The organism is Prosthecobacter sp. SYSU 5D2, assembly GCF_039655865.1.
GTDB lineage: Bacteria > Verrucomicrobiota > Verrucomicrobiia > Verrucomicrobiales > Verrucomicrobiaceae > Prosthecobacter.
Window position 1 is genome coordinate 15,736 of the sequence record NZ_JBBYXL010000004.1, and the last position, 22,241, is coordinate 37,976.

Annotated in this window: 16 protein-coding genes; 10 read left to right on the forward strand and 6 right to left on the reverse strand. The window is 58.5% G+C overall.

Annotated elements, in window-relative coordinates; all coding sequences use genetic code 11:
• Positions 1 to 79 precede the first annotated feature (79 nt).
• From WJU23_RS07530 to WJU23_RS07540, 3 genes are all read right to left on the reverse strand, one after another.
• The gene (locus WJU23_RS07530; RefSeq protein WP_346331935.1) at positions 80 to 2,398 is read right to left on the reverse strand and encodes a DUF1549 domain-containing protein; all 2,319 of its coding nucleotides are present in this window, start codon (positions 2,396 to 2,398) and stop codon (positions 80 to 82) included.
• 144 nt (positions 2,399 to 2,542) lie between these two features.
• Positions 2,543 to 3,649: a M20 family metallopeptidase gene (locus tag WJU23_RS07535; protein WP_346331936.1), complete on the reverse strand. Its 1,107-nt coding sequence runs from the start codon at positions 3,647 to 3,649 to the stop codon at positions 2,543 to 2,545.
• Between the two features lie 39 nt (positions 3,650 to 3,688).
• Positions 3,689 to 5,092, reverse strand: a complete 1,404-nt coding sequence (locus tag WJU23_RS07540) for a hypothetical protein (RefSeq protein ID WP_346331937.1) — start codon at positions 5,090 to 5,092, stop codon at positions 3,689 to 3,691.
• A gap of 236 nt (positions 5,093 to 5,328) precedes the next feature.
• Between WJU23_RS07540 and WJU23_RS07545 the strand changes: the two genes are divergently transcribed.
• Entirely contained in the window at positions 5,329 to 7,098 is a 1,770-nt protein-coding gene (locus WJU23_RS07545) for a polyprenyl synthetase family protein (protein ID WP_346331938.1), read from the forward strand.
• Positions 7,099 to 7,108: 10 nt separating this feature from the next.
• On the opposite strand, the gene gdhA is transcribed toward WJU23_RS07545, so the two are convergent.
• Positions 7,109 to 8,458 carry an NADP-specific glutamate dehydrogenase gene (gene gdhA, locus WJU23_RS07550; RefSeq protein WP_346331939.1) on the reverse strand — a complete coding sequence of 450 codons (1,350 nt, stop codon included), beginning with the start codon at positions 8,456 to 8,458 and terminating at the stop codon, positions 7,109 to 7,111.
• Between the two features lie 231 nt (positions 8,459 to 8,689).
• Here gdhA and WJU23_RS07555 point away from each other — a divergent pair, with 231 nt between their 5' ends.
• A complete protein-coding gene (locus WJU23_RS07555) occupies positions 8,690 to 10,129 on the forward strand; it encodes a sigma-54 dependent transcriptional regulator (RefSeq protein WP_346331940.1) in 1,440 nt (479 codons plus the stop codon).
• 35 nt (positions 10,130 to 10,164) lie between these two features.
• Here WJU23_RS07555 and WJU23_RS07560 read toward each other — a convergent pair whose 3' ends face one another.
• Entirely contained in the window at positions 10,165 to 11,769 is a 1,605-nt protein-coding gene (locus WJU23_RS07560; protein WP_346331941.1) for a hypothetical protein, read from the reverse strand.
• Between the two features lie 253 nt (positions 11,770 to 12,022).
• Between WJU23_RS07560 and WJU23_RS07565 the strand changes: the two genes are divergently transcribed.
• Together WJU23_RS07565 and WJU23_RS07570 are read left to right on the forward strand one after the other, a co-directional pair.
• Positions 12,023 to 12,748 (forward strand): YebC/PmpR family DNA-binding transcriptional regulator, encoded by a 726-nt coding sequence (locus tag WJU23_RS07565; protein WP_346331942.1) that lies wholly within the window; start codon positions 12,023 to 12,025, stop codon positions 12,746 to 12,748.
• Between the two features lie 75 nt (positions 12,749 to 12,823).
• A complete protein-coding gene (locus WJU23_RS07570; protein ID WP_346331943.1) occupies positions 12,824 to 14,515 on the forward strand; it encodes a cation:proton antiporter in 1,692 nt (563 codons plus the stop codon).
• A gap of 14 nt (positions 14,516 to 14,529) precedes the next feature.
• On the opposite strand, the gene WJU23_RS07575 is transcribed toward WJU23_RS07570, so the two are convergent.
• Positions 14,530 to 14,832, reverse strand: a complete 303-nt coding sequence (locus WJU23_RS07575) for a glycine zipper domain-containing protein (protein ID WP_346331944.1) — start codon at positions 14,830 to 14,832, stop codon at positions 14,530 to 14,532.
• A gap of 234 nt (positions 14,833 to 15,066) precedes the next feature.
• Here WJU23_RS07575 and WJU23_RS07580 point away from each other — a divergent pair, with 234 nt between their 5' ends.
• The 6 genes from WJU23_RS07580 (at position 15,067) to WJU23_RS07605 (ending at position 22,223) form a co-directional block, all read left to right on the forward strand.
• Complete coding sequence (locus WJU23_RS07580; protein ID WP_346331945.1) at positions 15,067 to 15,585, forward strand: hypothetical protein; 519 nt, start codon at positions 15,067 to 15,069, stop codon at positions 15,583 to 15,585.
• A 51-nt stretch (positions 15,586 to 15,636) separates the two neighbouring features.
• Complete coding sequence (locus WJU23_RS07585) at positions 15,637 to 18,033, forward strand: PSD1 and planctomycete cytochrome C domain-containing protein (RefSeq protein ID WP_346331946.1); 2,397 nt, start codon at positions 15,637 to 15,639, stop codon at positions 18,031 to 18,033.
• 189 nt (positions 18,034 to 18,222) lie between these two features.
• Positions 18,223 to 19,659 carry an aldehyde dehydrogenase family protein gene (locus WJU23_RS07590; RefSeq protein ID WP_346331947.1) on the forward strand — a complete coding sequence of 479 codons (1,437 nt, stop codon included), beginning with the start codon at positions 18,223 to 18,225 and terminating at the stop codon, positions 19,657 to 19,659.
• A gap of 68 nt (positions 19,660 to 19,727) precedes the next feature.
• The gene (locus tag WJU23_RS07595; RefSeq protein WP_346331948.1) at positions 19,728 to 20,846 is read left to right on the forward strand and encodes an iron-containing alcohol dehydrogenase; all 1,119 of its coding nucleotides are present in this window, start codon (positions 19,728 to 19,730) and stop codon (positions 20,844 to 20,846) included.
• Between the two features lie 103 nt (positions 20,847 to 20,949).
• Positions 20,950 to 21,267, forward strand: coding sequence for a hypothetical protein (locus tag WJU23_RS07600; protein WP_346331949.1), 318 nt, complete (start codon positions 20,950 to 20,952; stop codon positions 21,265 to 21,267).
• 35 nt (positions 21,268 to 21,302) lie between these two features.
• Positions 21,303 to 22,223 carry a peptidylprolyl isomerase gene (locus tag WJU23_RS07605; protein WP_346331950.1) on the forward strand — a complete coding sequence of 307 codons (921 nt, stop codon included), beginning with the start codon at positions 21,303 to 21,305 and terminating at the stop codon, positions 22,221 to 22,223.
• Positions 22,224 to 22,241: the final 18 nt, after the last annotated feature.

Genomic DNA, 22,241 nt, shown 5'->3' on the forward strand with positions numbered 1-22,241 from the left:
AAAATTATGTTAACAAAAAGCGCGTCTCCGCAAAAGAGACGCGCTTCTTTTTGGCCGGTTGGGCCAGACATTGATACACTTACTGGATAAAGTAGAACTGGCGGGTGTTCAGTGCGGTCCAAAGGGCATCGCCTTTGCCGGTCTGGCCATTGCCTTCAACGACAGGAGCCAGCAGCTCTTTTTCCTCAGCAGTCGCCTTGCGGCTGAAGAGGGAGAGGTAAATGGTATCAATGGCCTCTTCAGCAGTAGCTGCACGCTTCAGGGAGCGGGAGATCATGGTGAAGGGATTCATCAACTGGGTGAAGGTTTTGCCGTTCAGCAGCATGAGAGCCTGGCCAACGCTGGCTTCATTGTTGGCATTGCTGACCAACTCGCGGTCGCTCTGGCCGAACTCACGGAGGAAGTGACCATTGGGTGCGGGGATGCGAAGATCCGCTGAACGCACCATGTATGTTTCGCGGAAACTTTCCCAGGCCTTCAGGGAGACGAGCTCTTTTTTGCTGTTTACTTTCAACTGCTCGGCATCCCGCTTCAGGCGGGCGTTCTGCTGGGCAGTGAGGCGGGCACGCTGCTGTTTGGCCATGATCCTGAGGGCCTCATCAATGTTCAAATCCTGGCCATTGTTTGACTTCAGTACGCTGGCCACTTCTTTCGCAAACTCGGCATCCTCCACCTGCTCCTCAATCTTGCCTTCACGGATGAGCTGGGCGAATTTTTTGAAGCCCAGAGAGTACACGATTTCCTCAGCAGCCTCATCCAGAGCCTTGCGCTGGTTGGACACGATTTTTTTAGCGGCGCGAATGCCTTCTTCATCGTTGTTCTTGGCAGCTTCAGTCAGGTCTTCCTGGGCCTTGCGCACGTCGGCAGCCAGCTTTTGCTGCATGGCATACACCTGCGCGGCACCGGCGGCGAGTTCCTCGCCAGTCAGGGCATTGAGGGAGCGGTCCAGCCACTCCACCTGACGGATGACGGTATCGCTGGCGATGCGGGAATTCAGGCTGGGCGCATCCGGAGCAGGCTTGTAAAGTGTAACCATGCTATCCCAGATCTGCTCTGCACTCATGCGGCGGAGGAGAGGGCCAGGGAAATGATAGACTTCACCCAGTTCCACATCCTTGGCGTAAGCGGCGCGCTGGTAGGTCTCGCTGTTGAAGATGATACGAAGGTATTCCTTCATGTCATAATTCAGGTCCTTCATGGTGCTTTCCAGGAAGGTCATGAGCTGCGGATTGCTCGGCACGGTGGAATCGGTGATCTCATCCACGGGCTCAATGAGGCCCATGCCCATGGCTTTTTTCCAAAGGCGGTTGGCGATGACCAATGTGAAGCGGGGATTCTCTTTGGAAGCCATCCATTCTGCATAAGCAGCAATGGGTTTTTGACCCTCTTTAACGATGTTGCCATCATTGGTGAAGGAAGCCGGGATCATCGGCTCAACGATGGCACCGGGTTTGGCATCGGTGTATTGATAATCCTTGGGCAGACGCAGGGCTCTGGAATCTGTGTTGTCCAAAACGGTGTTGTAGCGCAGCGGGCGGAGGATTTCATTCATGGCGCGGCCAACATCTTTGCGGTCCATGCCTGCCATGCTTCCCATCATCATGCCGTCCATGGAAGGTGCGGCTTTTTTGCTCTTTTTAGCCTTGCTGGTGCGGCCGTAAAAGGCCTCCGCAAGGAGAGGATTGGACAGGCCGTTGGTGCCCACCATGCCATTGCTGTGGGCTGCCATCTGGAAATAATCCATCTGCGTCCACTTGTCGAAAGGATGGTTATGGCACTGCGCACAGACCATGCTGGTGCCCAGGAAGACCTGGGTGGTCACCGCCATGTTATCCAGCGCCATGTTGTAATCGCGGATGTAATAGCCCACGGCCCCGTTTTCATAGGTCTTGCCGCTGGCGGTCAGCATCTCACGCACCATCTGGTCATACGGCTTGTTATCCTTGAGAGACTGGCGCACCCATTGAAGGTAGGCCTCTCCGGCCGCCTGGCTGTTGCCCACAGAGAGCTTGGATTTCACCCGCAGGATGTCGCCCCAGTAGTTAGCAAAATTCTGCACATAACCGTCAGAAGCGAGAAGGGTGTCAATCAGCTTGGCGCGCTTATCCGCCTCCTTGCTGGCCAGAAATTCCGTGGTTTCTCTCAGCGTCGGGATGCGCCCGGCGATGTCCAGATAAATGCGGCGCACAAAAACATCGTCAGTCACTGGCGCATTCGGCTGAATTTTTTCCTTCTCCAATTTGGCGGCGACCAATTGGTCAATTTCGCCCGCCTTCGCCCGGATGCTTTCGAGCGGCATCTCCTTGGCCTGGGCAAGCCCTGCCAGGGCACAGGCCAGGACAGCCAGCGCCGTGGGCAGACGGTAGCTTTGAGTTTTGTGAATGAAGGTGGTTTTCATGAGAGATTTTTTAAACATTACGTGCCAGCGCACGGGTCCGCGCTGTTATCCTGGGGGGGCAGGACATTGGCGGAAACGACAGGCTTGCATGCATCTTTCATTCCTGTTAAAGGAAAAAAATCGCCTTTTACGCTCAGGACCGCCTCATCCGAGGCCCAGTTTGCGCAGGATGAACTCTTCGCAGATGCGAAAATACAAATCCATGGAGGCAATGTCCATCCACTCATCCGGGCTGTGCAGGGCGCCGACTAGCGGGCGTGAAAGGATGACCGGGATGCCGTATTGGGCGATGAAACGTGAATCACTGCCGCCGGAGGCCCGCACCAGGTTCACCGGCAGGCCCGTGAGCTTCCGGGTGATCTCCAGATAGAGCGGATCCGGCGCCAGGTGGGTGGGCTCGGCAGACATCAGCTCCACCACTTCGATACCCGGCCCGGCCGCCAGGCGTAGCCGCTCCATCATTTGGGCGGCGGTATAGGGAAAAGGAAAGCGTACATCCAGGCAGGCATAGGCCTCTCCTGGAATGCAGTTGAGTGTTTCATTCGCTGTGCGCATGACCGTCGGCACACAGGTGGGATACCAGTGATCCAGGGCGTCTTCATGCCCGGCACGGAGACCTGCCACCTCCCCCGTCAAACGTACCAGGCCCTCGGCGAGCTGGAGAAGGGCATTTGGCACCAGCCAGGGCCGCGCAGCATGCCCCTCCTGCCCCTCGCAGTTCAGCCGCGCATGGAGAATGCCTTTTTCAGCGATGGTGATGTCATTGACGGAGCCGCCATCCGGAACCATGGCCACACCACAGCGCAGGCCGATGTTCTCAAAAAGGTGCTTCACCCCATGGTGGCCGCCGATCTCCTCATCCGACGTGATGGCGATGCCAAAGGAGATGCCTGGATGCCGCCGATGCAGCAGGCAGAACAGTTCAACCATGATGGCCACCTGCCCCTTCATATCCCCTGCCCCGGGGCCATAGATGCGCCCGTCCCGGACCGTGGAGCGGTAAACATCTGCATCCGGATGCTCAATCACATCCAGATGCGCGACCATGAGGATTTCCGGATGGTCAACCCCCTTCGGGCAGGCCACCAATGAGCCGTAGCCACCGCTCTCATATTCCCGGATGGTGATCCCGTCCACGGCCTCCAAATGATCGCGCAAAAAGGCAAAACAGCGTGCCCTTTCCCGGGGACGGCCATCCGTGCTGGGAATCAGAATAAGATCCCGGGTGAGAGCCACCAGGCGTTCAAGCAAGGGAGAGGAAAAACTCATGGAAACGTTACAATCATCAGCTCAGTCGCGAACATACTCCCAGGCCAGAGGGAGATCCTCCTCTGCCTTGCGGAGCATGGCATGACACCCGGCTGAATCTTCACCCAGACACAGAAACTGGCCTTTTTCCACCAAACCCTCCGGGGTAAGGTTAAAATTGATGGGGAGAATGCCGTCTTTCCGCTCGGGCTGAAATAGGTGGCCATGATCTTCAAGCAATTTTAAAATGGTGGAACCCGCCAGGGGGATGGTCAGCTTTAGATTGCGCATCAGCCAGCTCCCGCTGGGGCTGTAATGACGGGCCAGGATGGACGGATACGTGGCTCCCGTGACGCGGGCATTGATCTCACAGGCATACACCCGGCAGGCCCCCTTTTCCTTCAAGGTAGCGACAAGAAAATCCACACTGGCGGTGCCGCGATAGCCCTGGGCGTGGAGCCAGCTTCCAGCCACGCCTGCCTGGCGGAAAAGCTCCTCCTGCAAGCCGTCAAATTCATCCAGATACGGCGGGGGCGATTCATTGCCCTGATGGATGCTGTCCTGACTGAGGATCTGCTCCGTCAGGTCATAGAGATACACCGATTTTTCATCCAGGAACATCTGCACGCTAGGGCTGTGAATGGAGGTGACTCCATCCAGCCCGATGCTCACCCACCCCTGCACCATGCAGGGTCCTTCATGGAAAAACAGCTCTGGCACCGCCTCCCCTGCCCCGGTGGTGGCCACTTTCATCAGCCCGATGCCCGAGGCACCGATCTGCGACTTCACCCCGGCGTGCGTATAACCCAGGCCAGCCAGTTCCTTTAAACACCCGGCCACTTCACCGGGTCCAGCCGCGAGACGGGTTTCAAATACCGGCAGGCCCGACTTTTCCAGGTGCTGATGCAGCAGCAGTTTGTTGTTTCCAAGCTTGCTTCCCTGCGGGGATGAAATGGTGCTTTTGCCCAGATGGATGGCCAAGGAGGCGATGATCCTGTCTGTGACATATCCGTCCAGCGCCTGCGCAGGATGATCCTGCATGACGCGGAGACGTTCAGGAAAAGGCAACGGCAGTTTCTCCTTCTGGGCCCGGCCCAGTGACACATATTCGTCATGAGTGAGCAAGGCCACCTGCGGCAGATTCAGTTTCAGAACGTCTTTAAAATAACCTGTCAGAGCCGCCTCCGGTTCACGCTCCAGCACCAGGAGGTTTTTACCGCCGCCATACAAAAGCCCCATGATGGGCAGAAGCCGCCCCCCATACGAATCAGCGCCGCTGATTTCCTTCTTCAGCAAGGCGGACAGTTCTTCATTTTCGAAGAAACCGGCCAGGACGTTGGCAAAGAAGATCACATTCCGGTCCGGCCAGAGCCGGGGAGTCTGGCCATGCGTCTGCACTACACGCGGATTGCCGGGCTTGGGGTTGGTCTGACTGGAGTCCGTCATAGATTTTGAGGAATAAAACCTCACAGACTCAACGGTTTTAAAACCTGTTTTGCGGGCCTCCACCCACTTATTTCCACTCCTTCGTGGACAAAATCCGCACATCTGCGCGCAATCCTTGCAAGACCACTCACAAGCGGCACGGTTACATGGCTGACGCTTTTGTCACCTCCAGTTCTGCCTTGCCACGTATGACTTTTTGTCGTTCCTGGCTCAGAGTCCGTCCCTTTTCTTCCCCCATGTCCACTGTCGCCGTCCGCTCTGCCGCCCTGCCTCCTGCCATCCCTGGTCTTGTGAGGCGCTTCCGGCAGCCCAAAAAAAACATCCCTCAGACCAAGCAGGACCGCGACTTCGTGCTCCAGGCCGTCAGGGAATATGCCGAGCAGACCAAACTCGTCCCGCCTGTGCCCATTGACGAACTCCAGGTGCACACGGACAAGATCATGGCGCTCAATGGCATCGAAAAGATCTACCGTGACTACACCGGCGTGCTTCTGGCCAATGAAACCTGGCGGGAATCCCTGGCCACGGTGCCGTTTGAAAAACGGCTTCTCCTGATGCCCAAGTGCCTGCGGATCGAGAGCAAATGCCCGGCTCCGTTTGATGAATTCGGCCTGCTTTGCAAACAATGCGGTCTTTGCAGCATCCAGGACTTCCAAAATGAAGCCGAGAAACTCGGTTACGCCGTCCTCGTCGCCGAAGGCAGCGCCATCGTCATGTCGCTCATCCAGACGGGCAAGATCGAGGCCATCGTCGGCATCTCCTGCCTGGCCGTTCTGGAGCGCACCTTCCCGTATGTGGAAGCCGCCGCCATCCCGGCTGTGGCCGTGCCTTTGCTTCAGGATGACTGCATTGATACCACCGTAGATGTGGACTGGGTGTGGGATTACATCCACCTCACCAGCGAGGACAAAACCCGCCGCCTGAACCTCAATGATCTGCATGATGAGGTCAAAACGTGGTTCACCCCGGAAGCGCTGGACAACCTGCTGGGCAAACCCACCTGCCAGACCGAACAGATCGCCCGAGACTGGCTGGGCCGTGCGGGCAAACGCTGGCGCCCCTTCCTGACCATCGCCGCCTACCAGGCCCTGCGTGAAGATCCCGAAGGACCGATTTCAGATGACCTGAAGCTGGCCGCTATTTCCGTAGAGGCCTTTCACAAAGCCTCCCTCATTCACGATGACATTGAGGACAACGACGCTGAGCGTTACGGCGAACCGACTTTGCATTCCGAGCATGGAATCCCGGTGGCACTGAATGTGGGCGATCTTTTGATTGGCGAAGGCTACCGCCTGCTGGCCGAGATGAAGTGCGCCAGCCACATCTGCAGCGCCACCCTCAAAGTCGCGGCTGAAGGTCAGCGTGAGCTGTGCCGCGGCCAGGGAGCCGAGCTTCTTTGGAACAACCACCCTGTGGCCCTCAGCAACACCCAGGTGCTGGAAATCTTCCGCAGCAAGACCGCGCCTGCCTTTGAAGTCGCCCTGAAAATCGGTGCGGCCATGGCAGGCCAGCTCGATGAAACCGCTGATGTCCTGCACACCTACAGCGAGAACCTCGGCATCGCCTACCAGATCCGCGATGACCTGGATGATCTGGGTGATGACTCCGCCGCCGACAACGATGTCAGCATCCGCCCCAGCATCATCCTGGCGCTGCTGCGCGAGCGTGGCAAAGGCGAGGTTAAGGAGATCATGGAAGCCCTGTGGAACGGCCAGGCCACCACCCTGCCGGACAAGCCCACCATCCGCCAGTGGGCGGAGGAATCCGGGGCCTATGACAAAACCACGCTCATGCTGGAGACCTACAAGGAGGCGGCCATCCGCAGCCTTCAGGAAGTGGAGCTGCCCAACTTGAAAGGCCTGCTGCGCCGGGTCATTGGCAAGATCTTCAATGAGCTGGAGATCAAAGGCTGGTGCCGTGAGTTTGAACAGAAAAATGCCGATCCGGGAGCACGGGAGGCCGCCGCGAAAGCCGCCGAGCACCTCGTGCCCAACGTGGTCGCCTAATCCGCATTCATCACACGACACCCTGGGCCATCATGGCCTCCGCCACTTTGACAAAACCGGCGATGTTCGCCCCTTTGACATAGTTGACAAAACCATCGGCTTCCTTTCCGTAGCTGAGGCATGAACGGTGGATGTCCTGCATGATGGTATGCAGTTTACTGTCCACCTCACCGCTGGACCAGGAAAGGCGCAGGGCGTTCTGGCTCATCTCGAGCCCGCTGGTGGCCACGCCTCCAGCGTTGGCCGCTTTTCCAGGCGCAAAGAGAATCTTCGCTTCGAGAAAGACATCCACCGCTTTCAGTGTGGAGGGCATATTGGCCCCTTCAGCCACGCATTTGCAGCCGTTCTGGACCAGCATGCGCGCATCTTCTTCGTGAATCTCATTCTGCGTTGCGCACGGCAGTGCAATATCGCATGGCAGCGACCACGGAGTCTTTCCAGCATAATAGGTTAGACCCTGTTCCTCGGCAAACTCAGCGATGCGTCCACGACGCACGTTTTTCAGTTCCATCACAGAGTCGAGTTGCGCCAGGGTCAGTCCGGCGGGGATGTGAACGGTTCCATTGGAATCCGAAAGGGAGATCACCTTGCCTCCCATCTCGATCACCTTTTCAGCCGCGTGTTGGGAGACGTTGCCCGAGCCGGAGATGACCACACGCTGGTCTTCAAAATCGGTAGCCTGGCAGTGAAGCATTTCCTGGGCGAAATAGACGCAGCCATAACCCGTGGCCTCTTTGCGGATCAAGCTCCCGCCGTATGAGAGCCCCTTGCCTGTCAGTACGCAGGACGTGTCATTGGTGATCCTTTTATATTGGCCATACAGGTAGCCGATCTCACGGGCTCCGACTCCAATGTCCCCCGCAGGGACATCCACTTCTCCGCCAACGTGGCGGTAAAGCTCCGTCATGAACGACTGGCAAAAACGCATGACCTCATTGTCGCTGCGTCCTTTGGGATCAAAGTCGGAGCCACCCTTGCCGCCGCCCATGGGCAGTGAGGTCAACGCATTTTTCAGCACCTGCTCAAGGGCCAGGAATTTGAGGATGCTCAGATTGACGGTGGGATGGAACCGCAGCCCTCCCTTGTAGGGTCCGATGGCGCTGTTCATCTGTACGCGATAACCCCGGTTCACCTGTGCCTGGCCCTGGTCATCAATCCAGGGCACCCGGAAGATGATCACCCGTTCAGGCTCCACCAGGCGCTGAAGCAGAGCATTCTCAAAGTACTTGGGGTTGGCCTGGATAAACGGCCACAGACTGATGAAAATCTCCTCGACAGCTTGATGAAATTCAGGTTGGGCCGGATCACGGGCCCGAACCATGGCCAGAAAGGCATCCAGTGAACCGGTTTTTGCAGTCATTGTTGACTGGTTAAACAACAATCTTCACCAAATCAACCCGTGTACGGCGCTTTGCACCGGTGCCACCGGTAAAAAATTAACATTTCCCGAGTTTCTGATCTCCCTAATAGGCCGTAATCAGCCATGTATTCTCAACTCTGAGCGATGAGCGCCCGCCGCCCGCTGCGATGAAGGATTCACGTGTTGACGCCACAGGGGAAGCAAGATAGGAACTCAGTCTCAGTATTAAACATGGAAGATCTCCCGGACTCTCGCATTCTCATCGTGGACACTGATCCCGACTTCCTTGTCTGGGCCGCCGGCCATTTGAAAGCGCCAGGCGTTTCGGTCAGCACGGCGGAAAGGGCCGAGGAAGCGCTGTCAAATTACCAGAAAACCCGCGCAGACCTGGTGCTTGCGGAAGTGCGCCTGCCGGGCACCTCCGGCATTGAGCTTCTGAAGCGGCTGCGCCAGACGGACCCTAACGCAATGGTGATCCTGTTCAGCGGCATCGCCAGCACGAGCAATGTTATCGAGGCGATGCGCCTCGGGGCTTATGATGTGCTGGGCAAAGAGAAGCTGCCCTATGAACTGCGCACCGTGGTGGAAAGTGCTTTGCGGGCCAATGAATCCCGGCGCGTGACCCGTGCCAATGCCTCCGAAGTGCCGGCTGAGACCATTCAGGAGACGATCATGGGCCGCTCTGCTCCCATGCAGGATGTCTTTAAAATGATTGGCCGCGTCTCCCGCAGTGACGCGCCCGTCATGGTCACCGGTGAGAGCGGCTGCGGCAAAGAACTGGTGGCCCGTGCCATTCACAAATTCAGTCCGCGCACCACCAAGGAATTTGTCGGCATCAACATCACCTCCATTCCGGACAACCTGATGGAGAGCGAAATCTTCGGCCATGAAAAAGGCAGCTTTACCGGGGCGGTAACGCAGCGTGTGGGCCGCTTTGAGCAGTGCGATGGCGGCACGCTTTTCCTGGATGAAATTGGAGACATGCCCCTGGCCGTGCAGAGCAAGCTGCTGCGCGTACTCCAGGAAGGCGAGTTCTGCCGGGTGGGAAGCAACCAGGTGTTGAAGTGCGATGTGCGCGTGCTGGCTGCGACCAACAAAGACCTGGAGGCCGAAGTGGCCAAAGGCACCTTCCGCGAAGACCTTTTTTACCGCCTCAACGTCGTCCGCATCCACATCCCGCCGCTGCGTGAACGCCGCGAGGATGTGCGCCTTCTGGCTGAGTTCTTCCTGCACCGGCAGTCCGCACGCCGCCGTGGCCTGACCATGCGCTTCACCGAAGATGCCCTGGCATTGCTGGAGGCCTATGACTGGCCGGGTAACGTGCGCGAGCTGGAAAACACCATCCAGCGTGCCTGTGCGCTGTCCAATTCGGATGTTCTGCTCGCCTCGGACATTCCCCTGGGCAGCACTGGCAGCCGTCATGGCAGCTCAGCGAGCACCGTCACCCGCATGCGGGATGCGCTGACCATGCTGTTAAACACTGCCCAAAACAGCCCGGACATTGAGCTTCTGCCATGGGTGGAGCGCGAGCTTTCCCGGATGGCCTTCCGCCATTATGAAGAAGACTCCGCCAAGGCTTCCAAGCTTCTCGGCATCAGCACCTCAGAGCTGGAGGTGAACCTGGGAGCACCTGCCGTGAAGAAAGTGCCTGCCGCTAAGAAAGCCGGTTAAACCCGGATCGGTTGCAAATCCCGCAGCAGATCCTGTCACGGAGACTCGTCAAGATTCGCTGCGCCGATGCGGCTCAGCAGAGCGCGCTGGGTCGGTGACCATGCCTCTTTTTGATCATGCTGCGTACGCAAGGCGGCGGCCTGGATTTCCCTGGCATTGAGTGATCCAGGATAAACCAGTTTCTCCCAGATCTCAATGACCCTGCTGTCCTGGCGCCGGGCGGCCAGAAGCAGAGGCACCTGCCTGCGGATCTCCTCGTTGGAGGGCGGATCCAGATGCAGCCATAGAAGCAGCTTAAAATAATTTGGATCATCCGCAGGCAGCGCAGGATCTTGCCCCGTCAGCAGCAATTCGTGGTCACTCCATTCACCGAATTCAATCTTTTCCACCCAGGCTCTCAGCTCAGGAACCTCAGCGGCAAGCTCGGCCACCCATTCTTTGCGCAGAGTTTCATAGGGATGAACAGGCAGCTTGGAAGAACCCGCTTCCCCAGATGCCTCGGTTTCGACGGGAGCGAAGACCGCAGGGGCCCCGGCACCCGTCTCTGGTGAAGAGCGCACCAGTTCATAAGGAGTGATCCAAATACCCAGGAGCAGCGCACAGGCCCCCACCAGGCCCCCAATGAAAAAAGGGATGCCCCGCCAGATGATAATCGGCTGACGCACCACTTGTTTGACAGGTTCGTGATAGGTCTCACCGAAGGAACTCTGGCTGCGCTGCTCTTGCTGCTGCCGGGCGGCCGCTTTGGCCGCAGCGAGAGCTGTTTCATACTGATTGCGTTCTTGTGTGCGTGCTACCAGCAGCGCCCACCAGCAGGCAGGGACCACCTCCTTAAACAGCGCCGCCGCAGTGAATTCGGTATCCAGGCATTCCGATAGCTGTGCCAGGGCGGAACACTCCACCGGACTGTTCCACGTCCACGCGACGCGTGGTCTGCGCAGCCGCTGGTCCCACAGATCCCGCGCCTCCTGGGTGCAGCCGCGGACAATGCTGCCGGCATCCAGCCAGAGCTGTGCTTCTTTCAGCGCCTCCCGCTCATCGTCAGTCACATGCACCTCAGCAGCGGCCAGAAGCTGCTCAGCGCGGGAATATCTGCTGATGGCCAGGGAGGTCGTCAAGGCCAGCATCAGGTCCACCACTTCCGGGCTCTTGATCTTCGACTGGGTGGCGATCAGGGCTTCGGCCAGACGTGTCAGCCTGGCCAGATCCGCTTTTGCAGCCCAGCGGGAAGCCACTAAAAAAGTCAGCGTGTAATGCCCTGCCCCGAGCTCGATGATAAGATCAGGTACGCGCGTCATCTCTGCCAGCATGTCCTGCTGGCCGTCAAACATCACTGCCAGATACTCACTGGCCGCTCCGGCCCAATCCGGCTTCACATAGGCTGCGGTACAAAAATTCGAAAAGGCACCCGGCAACTGACCGGGATCATGCAGGGCTTTTTCCAGCGCCCGGGCGACATTCTTCAATTCCAACGGGAGTTCCGGCAGTTCCATCCCGTCATGCCTGGCTTCCTGAAGGGGCTTTTCAGCCACAGGGGGTGCCTGCTCCGCAGGCGGTGTCACATCCTCGGCTTCAGGAAAGAGCTGGAGCTCTTGTGAAGTGGCCGATGCCGTGGATGTATCGGGTGCGTGCGCCGCCATGAGCAGGGATTATTAAAACTGGAGAAGCTATCATGCAATGGCCCTCTCGCATTAAATATATGGCCATCTTAAATTCCTACATCCAACCTCGGAAACATTGTAGGTATAACCAAAGATCTTGAAACCACGCAAGTATATTTACCGAAAGCCAACCAAGCCTGGGCCAGGCAGGCGGACACGACTGAATTCCTGATCCGGCTTGCATTCTGATGCGGTCTGCCTTTCGATGACCTTTCACACTTTAAATCGACTCATGGGCGCACAATGGAAACAAAAATGGCGGGAACTGGCCGCAGATCAAAAAGGCAAGCTCGTCGGCAAACTGACGCGGGAAATCCAGGTGGCGGCCCGTCTGGGCGGGCCTGATCCGGATCTTAACGCACGCCTTTATGCGGCCATCATGGCCGCGCGCAAGCAAAGCGTCACCCGCGACTCGATCGAGCGGGCCATCGCCAAAGGCGCGGGCATCGGCGGTGAGCAGGTGAACTATCAGACGGTCATTTTTGAAGGGTTCGCCCCGCATCGGGTGCCGGTGATGGTGGAATGCCTGACGGACAACAACAACCGCACCTCCTCAGAGGTACGTGTTCTTTTCAAAGCGGGCAGCATGGGCACGCCTGGAACGGTGGCCTGGATGTTTGAGCATTGCGGACTGATTGAAGGCCAGCATACGGACAAAGGCCTGGATATCGAAATCGCTGCGCTGGAAGCTGAAGCAGACAATGTAGAGCCGCTGGAACTGGATGAAGAAGAGGCTGCAGGTCACATCGGCGCCCGCTTTTTCTGCCCCATTCCGTCCCTGGATACCGTGACCAAGGCCCTCAAAGCCGCCGGGTGGAACATCACCACTTCCGAGATGCACTACCATGCCAAGGACTATCCAGAGCTGTCCGAAGCCCAGCGTGAAGATGTCACCTCTTTCCTGCAGGGCCTGGACGGACATGCCGATGTGCATCGGGTGTACGCCGCCCTGAAGTAATATTGCAGGCGGAAAATTTAAGATCCTTCATGCATTCCCGCTTGAGGAAAGCGGGGGGCTTGTCCATGACAGGATATGCCACCCCGCCTGACACCCCTGCTCGCTGCCGCTGAGGGGCTGCCGCCGCTGTTTACCCTGCTGGCGGTGATGCTCACCACGGTGGTCATCGTCTCACTGCTGCTGCTCCGCCTTCAGCAATCCCTTCTGGCAGGCTACTTTATCTGCGGCGTCATCGTCGCCAACAGCGGGGTTCTGGATCTTTTGGGCGGTGGCGAATCCGAGCAGCGGATTGCGCAGATGTCGGAGTTTGGGGTCATGCTCCTGATGTTCACCCTGGGTATGGAGTTTTCCCTGGGTGACCTGAAGTACGTCAGGCGGCTGGCCTTCGTGGGTGGTGGCTGGCAGATGGGGGCGTGCATTGCCCTGGCGGGAATGGCGGCCTGGCTGGGCGGCATCACCCTCACGGGAGCCGTCCTGCTGGCGGTGGCCCTCGCCATGAGCTCCACCGCTGTCAGTTTGAAGACGTTTCAAGACCTTGGTCTGGAGTCTAGCACCGGGGCACGCATGGCCCTGGCGGTGGCCATTTTTCAGGATCTTTTCATCATCGTCTTCTTTCTGGTGCTCCCCTTGCTTCTGCATGAGGGCGGGGATGATCAGAGCATCTGGCAGCGGGTTGCCTCCCTCCTTGGACGGGGTGGACTTTTTGTCATTCTGGCCGGACTTGCAGCGCGCTGGGTCATCCCGATGTTGCTGAACGCCGTCACACGGACACGCAACCGCGAGCTGTTCACCCTCAGCGTCGTCGGTTCCTGCATCGGGCTGGCCTTCATCGGCGGCTTGCTGGACCTGGGGCTGGCCCTGGGAGCCTTCGTGGCCGGTCTGGCGGTCAGCGAATCCATCTTCAAGCATCGGATCCTGGCGGACATCATGCCTATCAAGGACCTGTTCCTGACCCTGTTCTTTGTTTCTGTGGGGCTGATGATTGATCTGCGCATAGCCGCCATTTACTGGCAACCCATCCTGGCACTTACAACGGTCCTCATGCTTGCCAAGGCAGGCATTATTACGGTCATAGCGCGCCAGCTCGGACTCGCCCACCGGCAGGCCCTCATGGCGGGCATCGGCCTGTGCAGCGCAGGGGAGTTTTCCCTGGTGCTGTTACAAAAAGCAGGCCCGTCCGGCCTTTGGGATGCGGGTCTGCAACAGACTTTTATTGCCAGTGCGGCGCTCAGCATGGGACTTTTACCGGCCCTGATGCGGGCAGGCGAGCCGCTCGGCGCACGCCTGGAAAAGCTTGGCTGGGGCCGCAAAAAGGCCTCCCTACCGGACTCCGCCCCCATGCGCCAGAAAATGAGCGTCATGCATGACCACGCCATCATTTGCGGCTTCGGTCCGGTCGGCCAGCAACTCAACAAATCCCTTCAGGATGAAGGCGTCTCAACCCTGGTCGTGGAGCTGAATGCAGATACGGTACGGCTATTAAAGCGCCAGGGCCAGGCGGTGCTTTTTGCCGATGCGGCCCATGCAGAGACCTGGGAACTCACCCGCCTGTCACAGGCAAGGATGGTCGCCTTTACTTTTCCAGATGCCACCTTGACCCTGGAGGCCCTCTCACTCATCCGCGAGCACCGAAAGGATATTCCGGTGCTCGCGAGGGCACGCTTTGCTTCAGACGTGGAGCGCTTGAAGCGGTTCGGTGCCACAGTGGTGATCAATGATGAGATCGAGGCGGCCCGTGCTGTGGTGGAGCAGGGGCGCATCCTCTGATCTCTCAACACGACTTAATAGTAATAGTAGCGGTTGTTGCGATAGCCGCGCTGGTTGTAATAGCGGCCATTGTGATAATAACGTCCACGCTCGTAGTTGCGCTGGTCCTGGGAGTTACCGATGGCGTTTCCAGCCAGAGCTCCCAGACCGGCACCGATGGCGGCGCCTTCCAGGCCACGCCCGCTTTGGTTGCCAATGATTCCGCCGACGGCGGCACCGCCCAGACCACCCACAACGGTGCCTGTTTGGGCGTTTGGTCCGGTGGCACAGGAAGCCAGCGAAGCGACGGCAATGAGAGAAATGAAGAAACGTTTCATGATGTGACGATGGTTTTTGGGTTTCGGCATGGCGTCATGCCACACAGTAAGTTGTTGAGGGCACGGACCGTGCCAGAGCACTTTTCCCTGGGCAGCCCCGGCACGAGCGCTGCGATTCCATGCATTTTTCCCGACCCATCCGCCACAGCATCGTGCCCCTTGCACGAAAACTGGCCCTTCTTTTGAATACTCTGCCGTCCTGGGAGTCTCCATAGGAACAGCTCTTTGCTGCTTATGAAATCCATCATCCATATCGCTGCCCTTCTCACGCTCAGTCTCGGCCTGTCATCCTGCCTGTTTACTGAGCCCGTTTTCACAGGAGGGTTCGTTCAATCCGACCTTTCCGCAGCCGGAGTGTGGATGACTGAGGATGAAACCGGCGACGCCCGGGGACGTGAATTCGCTGTTCTGGCACCCGTTGGCCAGGATGCGTTCACTTTGAACTATCCGGTCGGCTCAAAGGGCAGTTCGTACTTTGAAGTCCGTCCATTAAAAGTGGGGGACAAAGACATCTGGCAGGTGCGCCTTTCCGCCACCTTTGAAGATGGGGTGCCCAAGAGCGACACCCCTGTTTACACCCTCCTGCTGGTAGAAAAAGAAGGCGATGGCAAACTTAGCATCCGCCCTCTGAAAAGCGAGGGCGACCATACCGCCAGCGCTGCTGCAACCCAGAAAGCCCTGAGCGAGAAATCCCCTGACTGGGACAAGCTCTTTGGCGAAGCGAAAACTTTTATCCGGCTGAAAGACAGGTAACCGTCCTGGCACGCAAGAAGCAGCAAAAGAAATCCGTAATTCTTCTGCTGCATGTACCGAAAACTTATTGTCTTCCGCTTGTTGATGGCCGTCCTGGCAGGGCTGCCCTTCGCATTACTGTCGGCAGATTCACTGAGCCCTGCCGATTTGGACTTCTTCGAAAAGAAGGTGCGGCCCATCCTGGTCGAGCGCTGTTATGAATGCCACTCTGCCGAAGGCGGCAAGACCAAAGGCAACCTTGCCGTGGATTCCAAAAACGCCCTCTTGCAAGGCGGGGACAATGGCCCGGCCCTGGTCGCCGGGAATGCTGACAAAAGCCTCATCATTGAGGCCATCCGTTATAAAAACCGGGACATGCAGATGCCGCCCAAAAGCGCCCTGCCAGCTGCCGAGTTGAAGATTTTGGAGACCTGGGTAGAGCGGGGTGCTCCAGACCCCCGGACTCAGGTCACCGCACATGGCCCCCAGAAAATTGATCTCGAAAAAGGCCGGCAGCACTGGGCTTTCCGGCCTGTGGCCAAGGTAAGTCCTCCCGACAACGGCCATCCCATTGACGCCTTCATTCAGGCGAAGCTGAGCGAGAACAAGCTGACCCTGTCGCCACCCGCAGATCCGGTCACGCTCATCCGGCGCATGTCGTTTGACCTCACCGGACTGCCGCCCTCACCGGAAGAAGCCGCTGCTTTTGAAGCCGAGTATTCCCGCCAGCCGCAGACCGCTGTCCGCACGCTCATTGACCGCTTGCTCGCCTCGCCTCATTACGGGGAAAAATGGGGCCGCCACTGGCTGGATGTCGCCCGGTATGCGGATTCCAACGGCCTGGATGAAAACATCGCCCTGGGCACGGCGTGGCGTTATCGCGACTATGTGGTACGCAGTTTCAATGCGGACAAGCCCTTCGACCAGTTCCTGACCGAGCAGATCGCCGGCGACCTGCTGCCCGCCAAAAACCTGGCCGAGCGCCACGAGCACGCCACCGCCACTGCTTTCCTCAACCTCGGTGCCAAAGTCCTGGCGGAGGCTGACAAGGAAAAGCTGACCATGGATGTGGTGGATGAGCAGATCGAGACCACCGGACGTGCCTTTCTGGGCATGACCCTGGGCTGTGTGCGCTGCCATGATCACAAGTTTGATCCCATCAGCCACGAGGATTATTACGCCCTGGCAGCGATCTTCAAAAGCACCCGCTCGTTCTCCGATGAAAGAACCGGGGCCATCTCCTACTGGCATGAAACGCCAGTCGGCGGGCTGGATGATTTCGCCATCGTGAAATCGGCGGAACTCGCGCTGACCGCCAAGAAAAAAGAACTCGCCACGGCCAAAGCAGCGGCCAAAAAAATGCCCGCTGACGAGGCCAAGAAGATGGTGGAGGCACTGATGACCGAAGCTGAAAACGTGGAAAAAAATCTGCCCGACCTGCCCACGGTCATTGGGGTCATGGATGCGACAGAAATTCAATCTTCTGTACCCATCCACATTCGCGGCAGCCACCTCACCCTGGGCAAGCCCGTGGAGCGCGGCTTTCCCAAGGTTATGCAGGCATCTTTGAAAACGGCACCGGCCTTCCCCAAAGAAAAAAGCGGCCGTCTTGAACTCGCCCGCTGGCTGGCCAGCCCCGAGCATCCGCTGACAGCACGCGTCATCGCCAACCGAGTGTGGACCTGGCATTTCAGCCAGGGCATCGCCCGCACTCCGGATAATTTCGGCCTGCTTGGGGATGCTCCAACCCATCCAGAACTGCTGGACTGGCTGGCCACCTGGCTTCCTGAAAACGGCTGGAGCCTGAAGGACCTGCACCGCCTCATCCTCACCAGCGCCACCTATCAGCAGGCCAGTGCGCCCAGCCTGGAGCAGGACCCGGAAAACCGCCTCTGGCATCACTTCCCGGTACGCCGTCTGCAGGCCGAGGAGATCCGGGATGCGCTGCTCAGCGTGGCGGGAAAACTGGATCTCAGCATGGGCGGCAAGACGGTGCCGCTGCGGAACCGCCAGTTTGTCTTCAATCACACTTCCAAAGACGCCACCAAATATGACAGCACGCGCCGTGCTCTCTACCTGCCGGTCATTCGCAACAATCTGTATGATCTCTTCCAGCAGTTTGATTATCCAGACCCCACCGTCTCCACCGGCCTGCGCAACAGCACGGTCGTATCCCCGCAAGCCCTGCTGCTCATGAACAGCCCGGTGGCTGAAGAAAGCGCCCGTGGTTTCGCTCACCGCATCATGCAGCAGGGCGATGATTTTGAAACCCGCATCGCGGCCGCCATCCGGCTGGCCTATGCCCGCGAAGCGAAAGCTTCAGACCGGGATCAGGCGCAGGACTTTCTGGTCGCCGCAGACGGCATCCTGGCTTCCACGATCAATGACCACCAGCAGCGTGAGCAGCGCACCTGGGAGCTGCTCTGCCAGTCCCTGATGATGGCCAACGAGTTCATTTATCTGAGGTAAAATGGCAGGGCATCCGGAACGCTGTCATCAAGATGTCTCCGGCACATCAGGCCTCTTACCAGGTCTGGAAGAGACTATGGATTGCCAGTCATCCCATCTTCCGCTGAAAGACCCCTGCCCCAACGCCTGTTTTTCCGTTGCCCCTTGCGGGGGGCACACGTAACCCTCCCGTCTTCCAATCATCCCTGCATGTCTTCCATTCCCCATCTCCCCGCTCTTCGCAAAGGCCGCCCTTATGAGTCCCTGGACAAAGTCCCCGTCAAAGACCACAAAACGGGCGAAGTGTGTGCCGAAGTCAGCCAGGTGAATGCAGGCATCGTGCGCAAGGACCTGGGCAAAATTGGCGAGGCCCGCAAAGCCCTCAAAAAATTCACCGTTGCCCAGCTTGTCGAAATCACCGCCAAGGCTGGCGACCTTTTCCTCAACGGCACCCTGCCCCTGGGCGACAAAGGCCACACGCAAAGCCCCCAGGAGTACATCGCCACCCTGTCCCGCACCAGCGGCCTGCCGCACGTGATGGTGAAGCGCAACATGGCCAAGCTGCACTATGCGCTGACGCACATGGACATGATCCTCAACGGTCTCTCCCGTGGCCTGGACATGAGTGTCATTGACAAGGGCTTCGGCACCCAGGCGGGCTGCCCGGTGGCTTATTTCCCAACCACCAACTCGCTCGGCCTGGTCATGCCCAGCAACTCCCCGGCGGTGAATTCCCTATGGCTTCCCGCGATCGCGCTGAAGATCCCTGTGGTCATCAAACCGGGCCGCGAAGAGCCGTGGACGCCGTTTCGTCTCATCCAGGCTTTTATCGCCGCCGGTGCGCCGCCGGAGGCCTTTGGGTTCTATCCCACTGACCATGAAGGTAGCGGTGAAGTGGTCAAGCTCAGCGGTCGCAACCTGGTCTTTGGCGATGTCGCCATGGCCAAGATGTATGAAGGCAACCCATCCGTCCAGGTCCACGGTCCAGGCTGGAGCAAGATCATCATTGGCGAGGACAAGATCGAAAACTGGAAGGACTACCTGGACGTCATCGTCAGCTCCATCAGCGACAATGGCGGCCGCTCCTGCATCAATGCCTCCGCCGTCATCGTGCCGAAATATGCGGCCGAAATCGCGGATGCCATCGCCCAGCGCCTGGGTCCGGTGGAACCGCTGCCTGCGGATGACGAAAACGCCCGCCTCTCCGGCTTCGCCAACACCAAGATGGCCGACTATATTGACGGCGTGATTGACTCCGACCTGGCCGACAAGCCAGGGGCCGAAGACGTGACGGCCAAGTATCGCAACGGCCCCCGCAAGGTAGAATTCCAGGGCGGCACCTTCCTGCGCCCGACGATCATCCATTGCAACTCCTGGGACCACCCGCTGGCCAACCGCGAATTCCTCTGCCCCTATGCCAGCGTCGTCGAGGTGAAGCAGTCCGAAGTGTTGAGCAAAATTGGTTATTCCCTGATTGTCACCGCCATCACCGAAGACCCGGCCTTTACCGAGGAGCTGCTGGAATGCCCCACCATTGACCGCCTCAACCTGGGGCCGCTCAGCACCATGAGCATCAGCTGGGACCAGCCGCATGAAGGCAACATGTTTGAGTTCCTCTACAAGCGCCGCTCCATTGACCGCGCCTGATGTGGCATGGGGACTGCCCCCCTGCTTCCACTCCTTTTCATTACGGGTTTGTTCCCTGCACCTTTCTCATGCCTTTACCCTCCTTCGACCACCAGCCCCGCACCCGCCTCATTTTTGGAAACGGAACCCTTTCCCAGTTGGGAGAGCTGACCCGGGATCTGGGCGGAAAACGGGCGCTGATCGTCAGTGATCCAGGCATTGTGAAGGCGGGATATGTGACCCGCGCCGCCTCCTATCTCCTCGCGGCCGGCGTGGAGGCACGGGTCTATGGGGATGTGCGTGAAAATCCCAGCACCGAGGACGTGGACAGGTGTGTTGAAATCGCCCGGGAATTCAAAACGGATTTCATCATCGGGCTGGGCGGTGGCAGCAGCATGGACACCGCCAAGGGCTGCAACTTCATCCTCACCAACGGGGGCCGCATGCAGGACTACTGGGGCACAGGCAAGGCCACCCGGCCGATGCTGCCTCTGATTGCCATTCCCACCACCGCCGGTACAGGAAGCGAATGCCAGAGCTACGCGCTTATTTCCGATGCTGAAACGCATGTCAAAATGGCCTGTGGCGACGTGAAAGCCGCCGCCAAGGTGGCCATTCTGGATCCGGAACTCACGGTTTCCCAGCCTGAGCGGGTCACGGTCTGCACAGGGATGGATGCCCTGTCCCATGCCCTGGAGACGGCCGTCACCAACAAGGGCAACTCGTGGTCCACCCTGTTTTCCCGCGAAGCCTTCCGCCTCTGTCACGAAGGCTTCACCCGCATCCTGGGGAATCCCCAGGACCTGGAAGCCCGCGGGCAGATGCTGCTTGGTGCCGCCTATGCCGGCATTGCCATCGAAAACTCCATGCTTGGAGCCGCCCACTCCTGCGCCAATCCGTTGACGGCCAAGTTCAATGTCGTTCATGGCGAAGCCGTGGGCGTAATGCTGCCGCACGTCATCCGGTTCAATTCCCAGCTCCCTGAGATAGCCGCCGTTTACACCAGTTATTTTGAGGGTGACCTCGCTGCCCGCGTGACCGAACTGCTCGCCATGGCCAAAATGCCGGTCCAAATATCGCACTATGGTGTGACTGGAGCCGATCTAGGCCAGCTCTCCGAGATGGCACTCAAACAGTGGACCGCCCAGTTCAATCCGCGCCCGCTCACTTTGGAAGACTTTATTGCGCTTTATCAGGCCGCCCTTTGAACTTCAGACAGTGTTCTCCAAGCCTTTTGATTCCGAGTTGCTTGTCCTGGCGGTCATGGCTAGAATCAGCTTTCAATTGTAATTATTCCATTCTGTTTATCTCATGAGTTTCACGCGCCTTCTCCTTGCCGCCAGTGCTGTTTTGATCCTTGCCTCGTGCGCAGGCACAGGAAGTGTGGACGCCAGCTACCCGACCGTCAGCGAGCTTGACCGCCTGGATGCCCAATGGGGCCTGTCACCGCGCACCTCCCGGGGGGCGCCCAAGCGCTCTTACCAATATTCGGCCCCCGCTCCCACATACGGCTCACCACCGGCTGCGACAGCTCCGGCTCCCGTTCCAGCCCGTGAGACGATCAACATGCCACCGCCTGCCACCCCGGCTCCTCAGTTGGATCCCGCTGCCGTGAACAGTCTGCGCTAGTCCCGGATTCCTCCCCCCTGCACGTATATTCCGCCGTGAAGACATCTGTCCTTTTTCTGCTCTCGCTTTTCACTGTTTTTTCAATCCAGGGCACACCGGCCCAGGAGCTCTCTCCGACGGTTCCTGCTCCAGGACTGCCCGTGGAGCCAATCCTGCCGGTGGACAAAATGGCCGAACAGGCCCAGCGCGAACTCTTTGAAGCCGCAGAGCGAGGCAACGTTACCGGTTCCCCTGGAGCCGTCCCAGTAACAGGTGGACCCGTCGTCACGACCACGGGCAAAAAAACCACCTTTGCCACCCCGAAAATGGAAGACCCTGCGGGCTGGCCGGCAGATTCCCAACGCAAACTGGCTGTGATGGAGGTGAGCTTCGGCGGCGCTGTTGAAACCGTCATGTTTGAGCTCTTTGCCAACGATGCCCCCATCACCGTCTCGAACTTCCTGGACAACTGTGAAACCGGTTCCTACAACGGCCTCGCCTTTCACCGTGCCATCGAAAATTTCATCGTCCAAACGGGCGACCCCCTGACCTCCGACGAAGGCGCACGCGAACGCTGGGGCACAGGCGGCGAATCCAAAACCGTGCCCGCTGAAATTAAACGGGCGCACCGCAAAGGCTCTGTCGCCATGGGCCGCCGCAACGATAATGTGAATCCAGGACGCAAGTCCAACGGTTACCAGTTTTATTTTTCCCTGGGCAATTACAGCTCCATGGACGGCAAGTACACCGTTTTTGGCCAGGTTGTGTCAGGCATTGAAACCCTGGAAAAAATTTCCAAAATGCCCGTGGACAGCAACGACTGCCCCATTGCCCGAATCGAGGTCAAATCCCTCAAAGTCATTGACCACAAGGGTCCGCTCACCGTCACCCAGCAGGCCACGGGTGACTCCCGCAAATATTCCAAACCCGCAGCCGCCAAGGGTTTCATGGAGCGTCTTCTTGAGCGCGTCTGGTAAGCCCTCTGCCACTGCCCG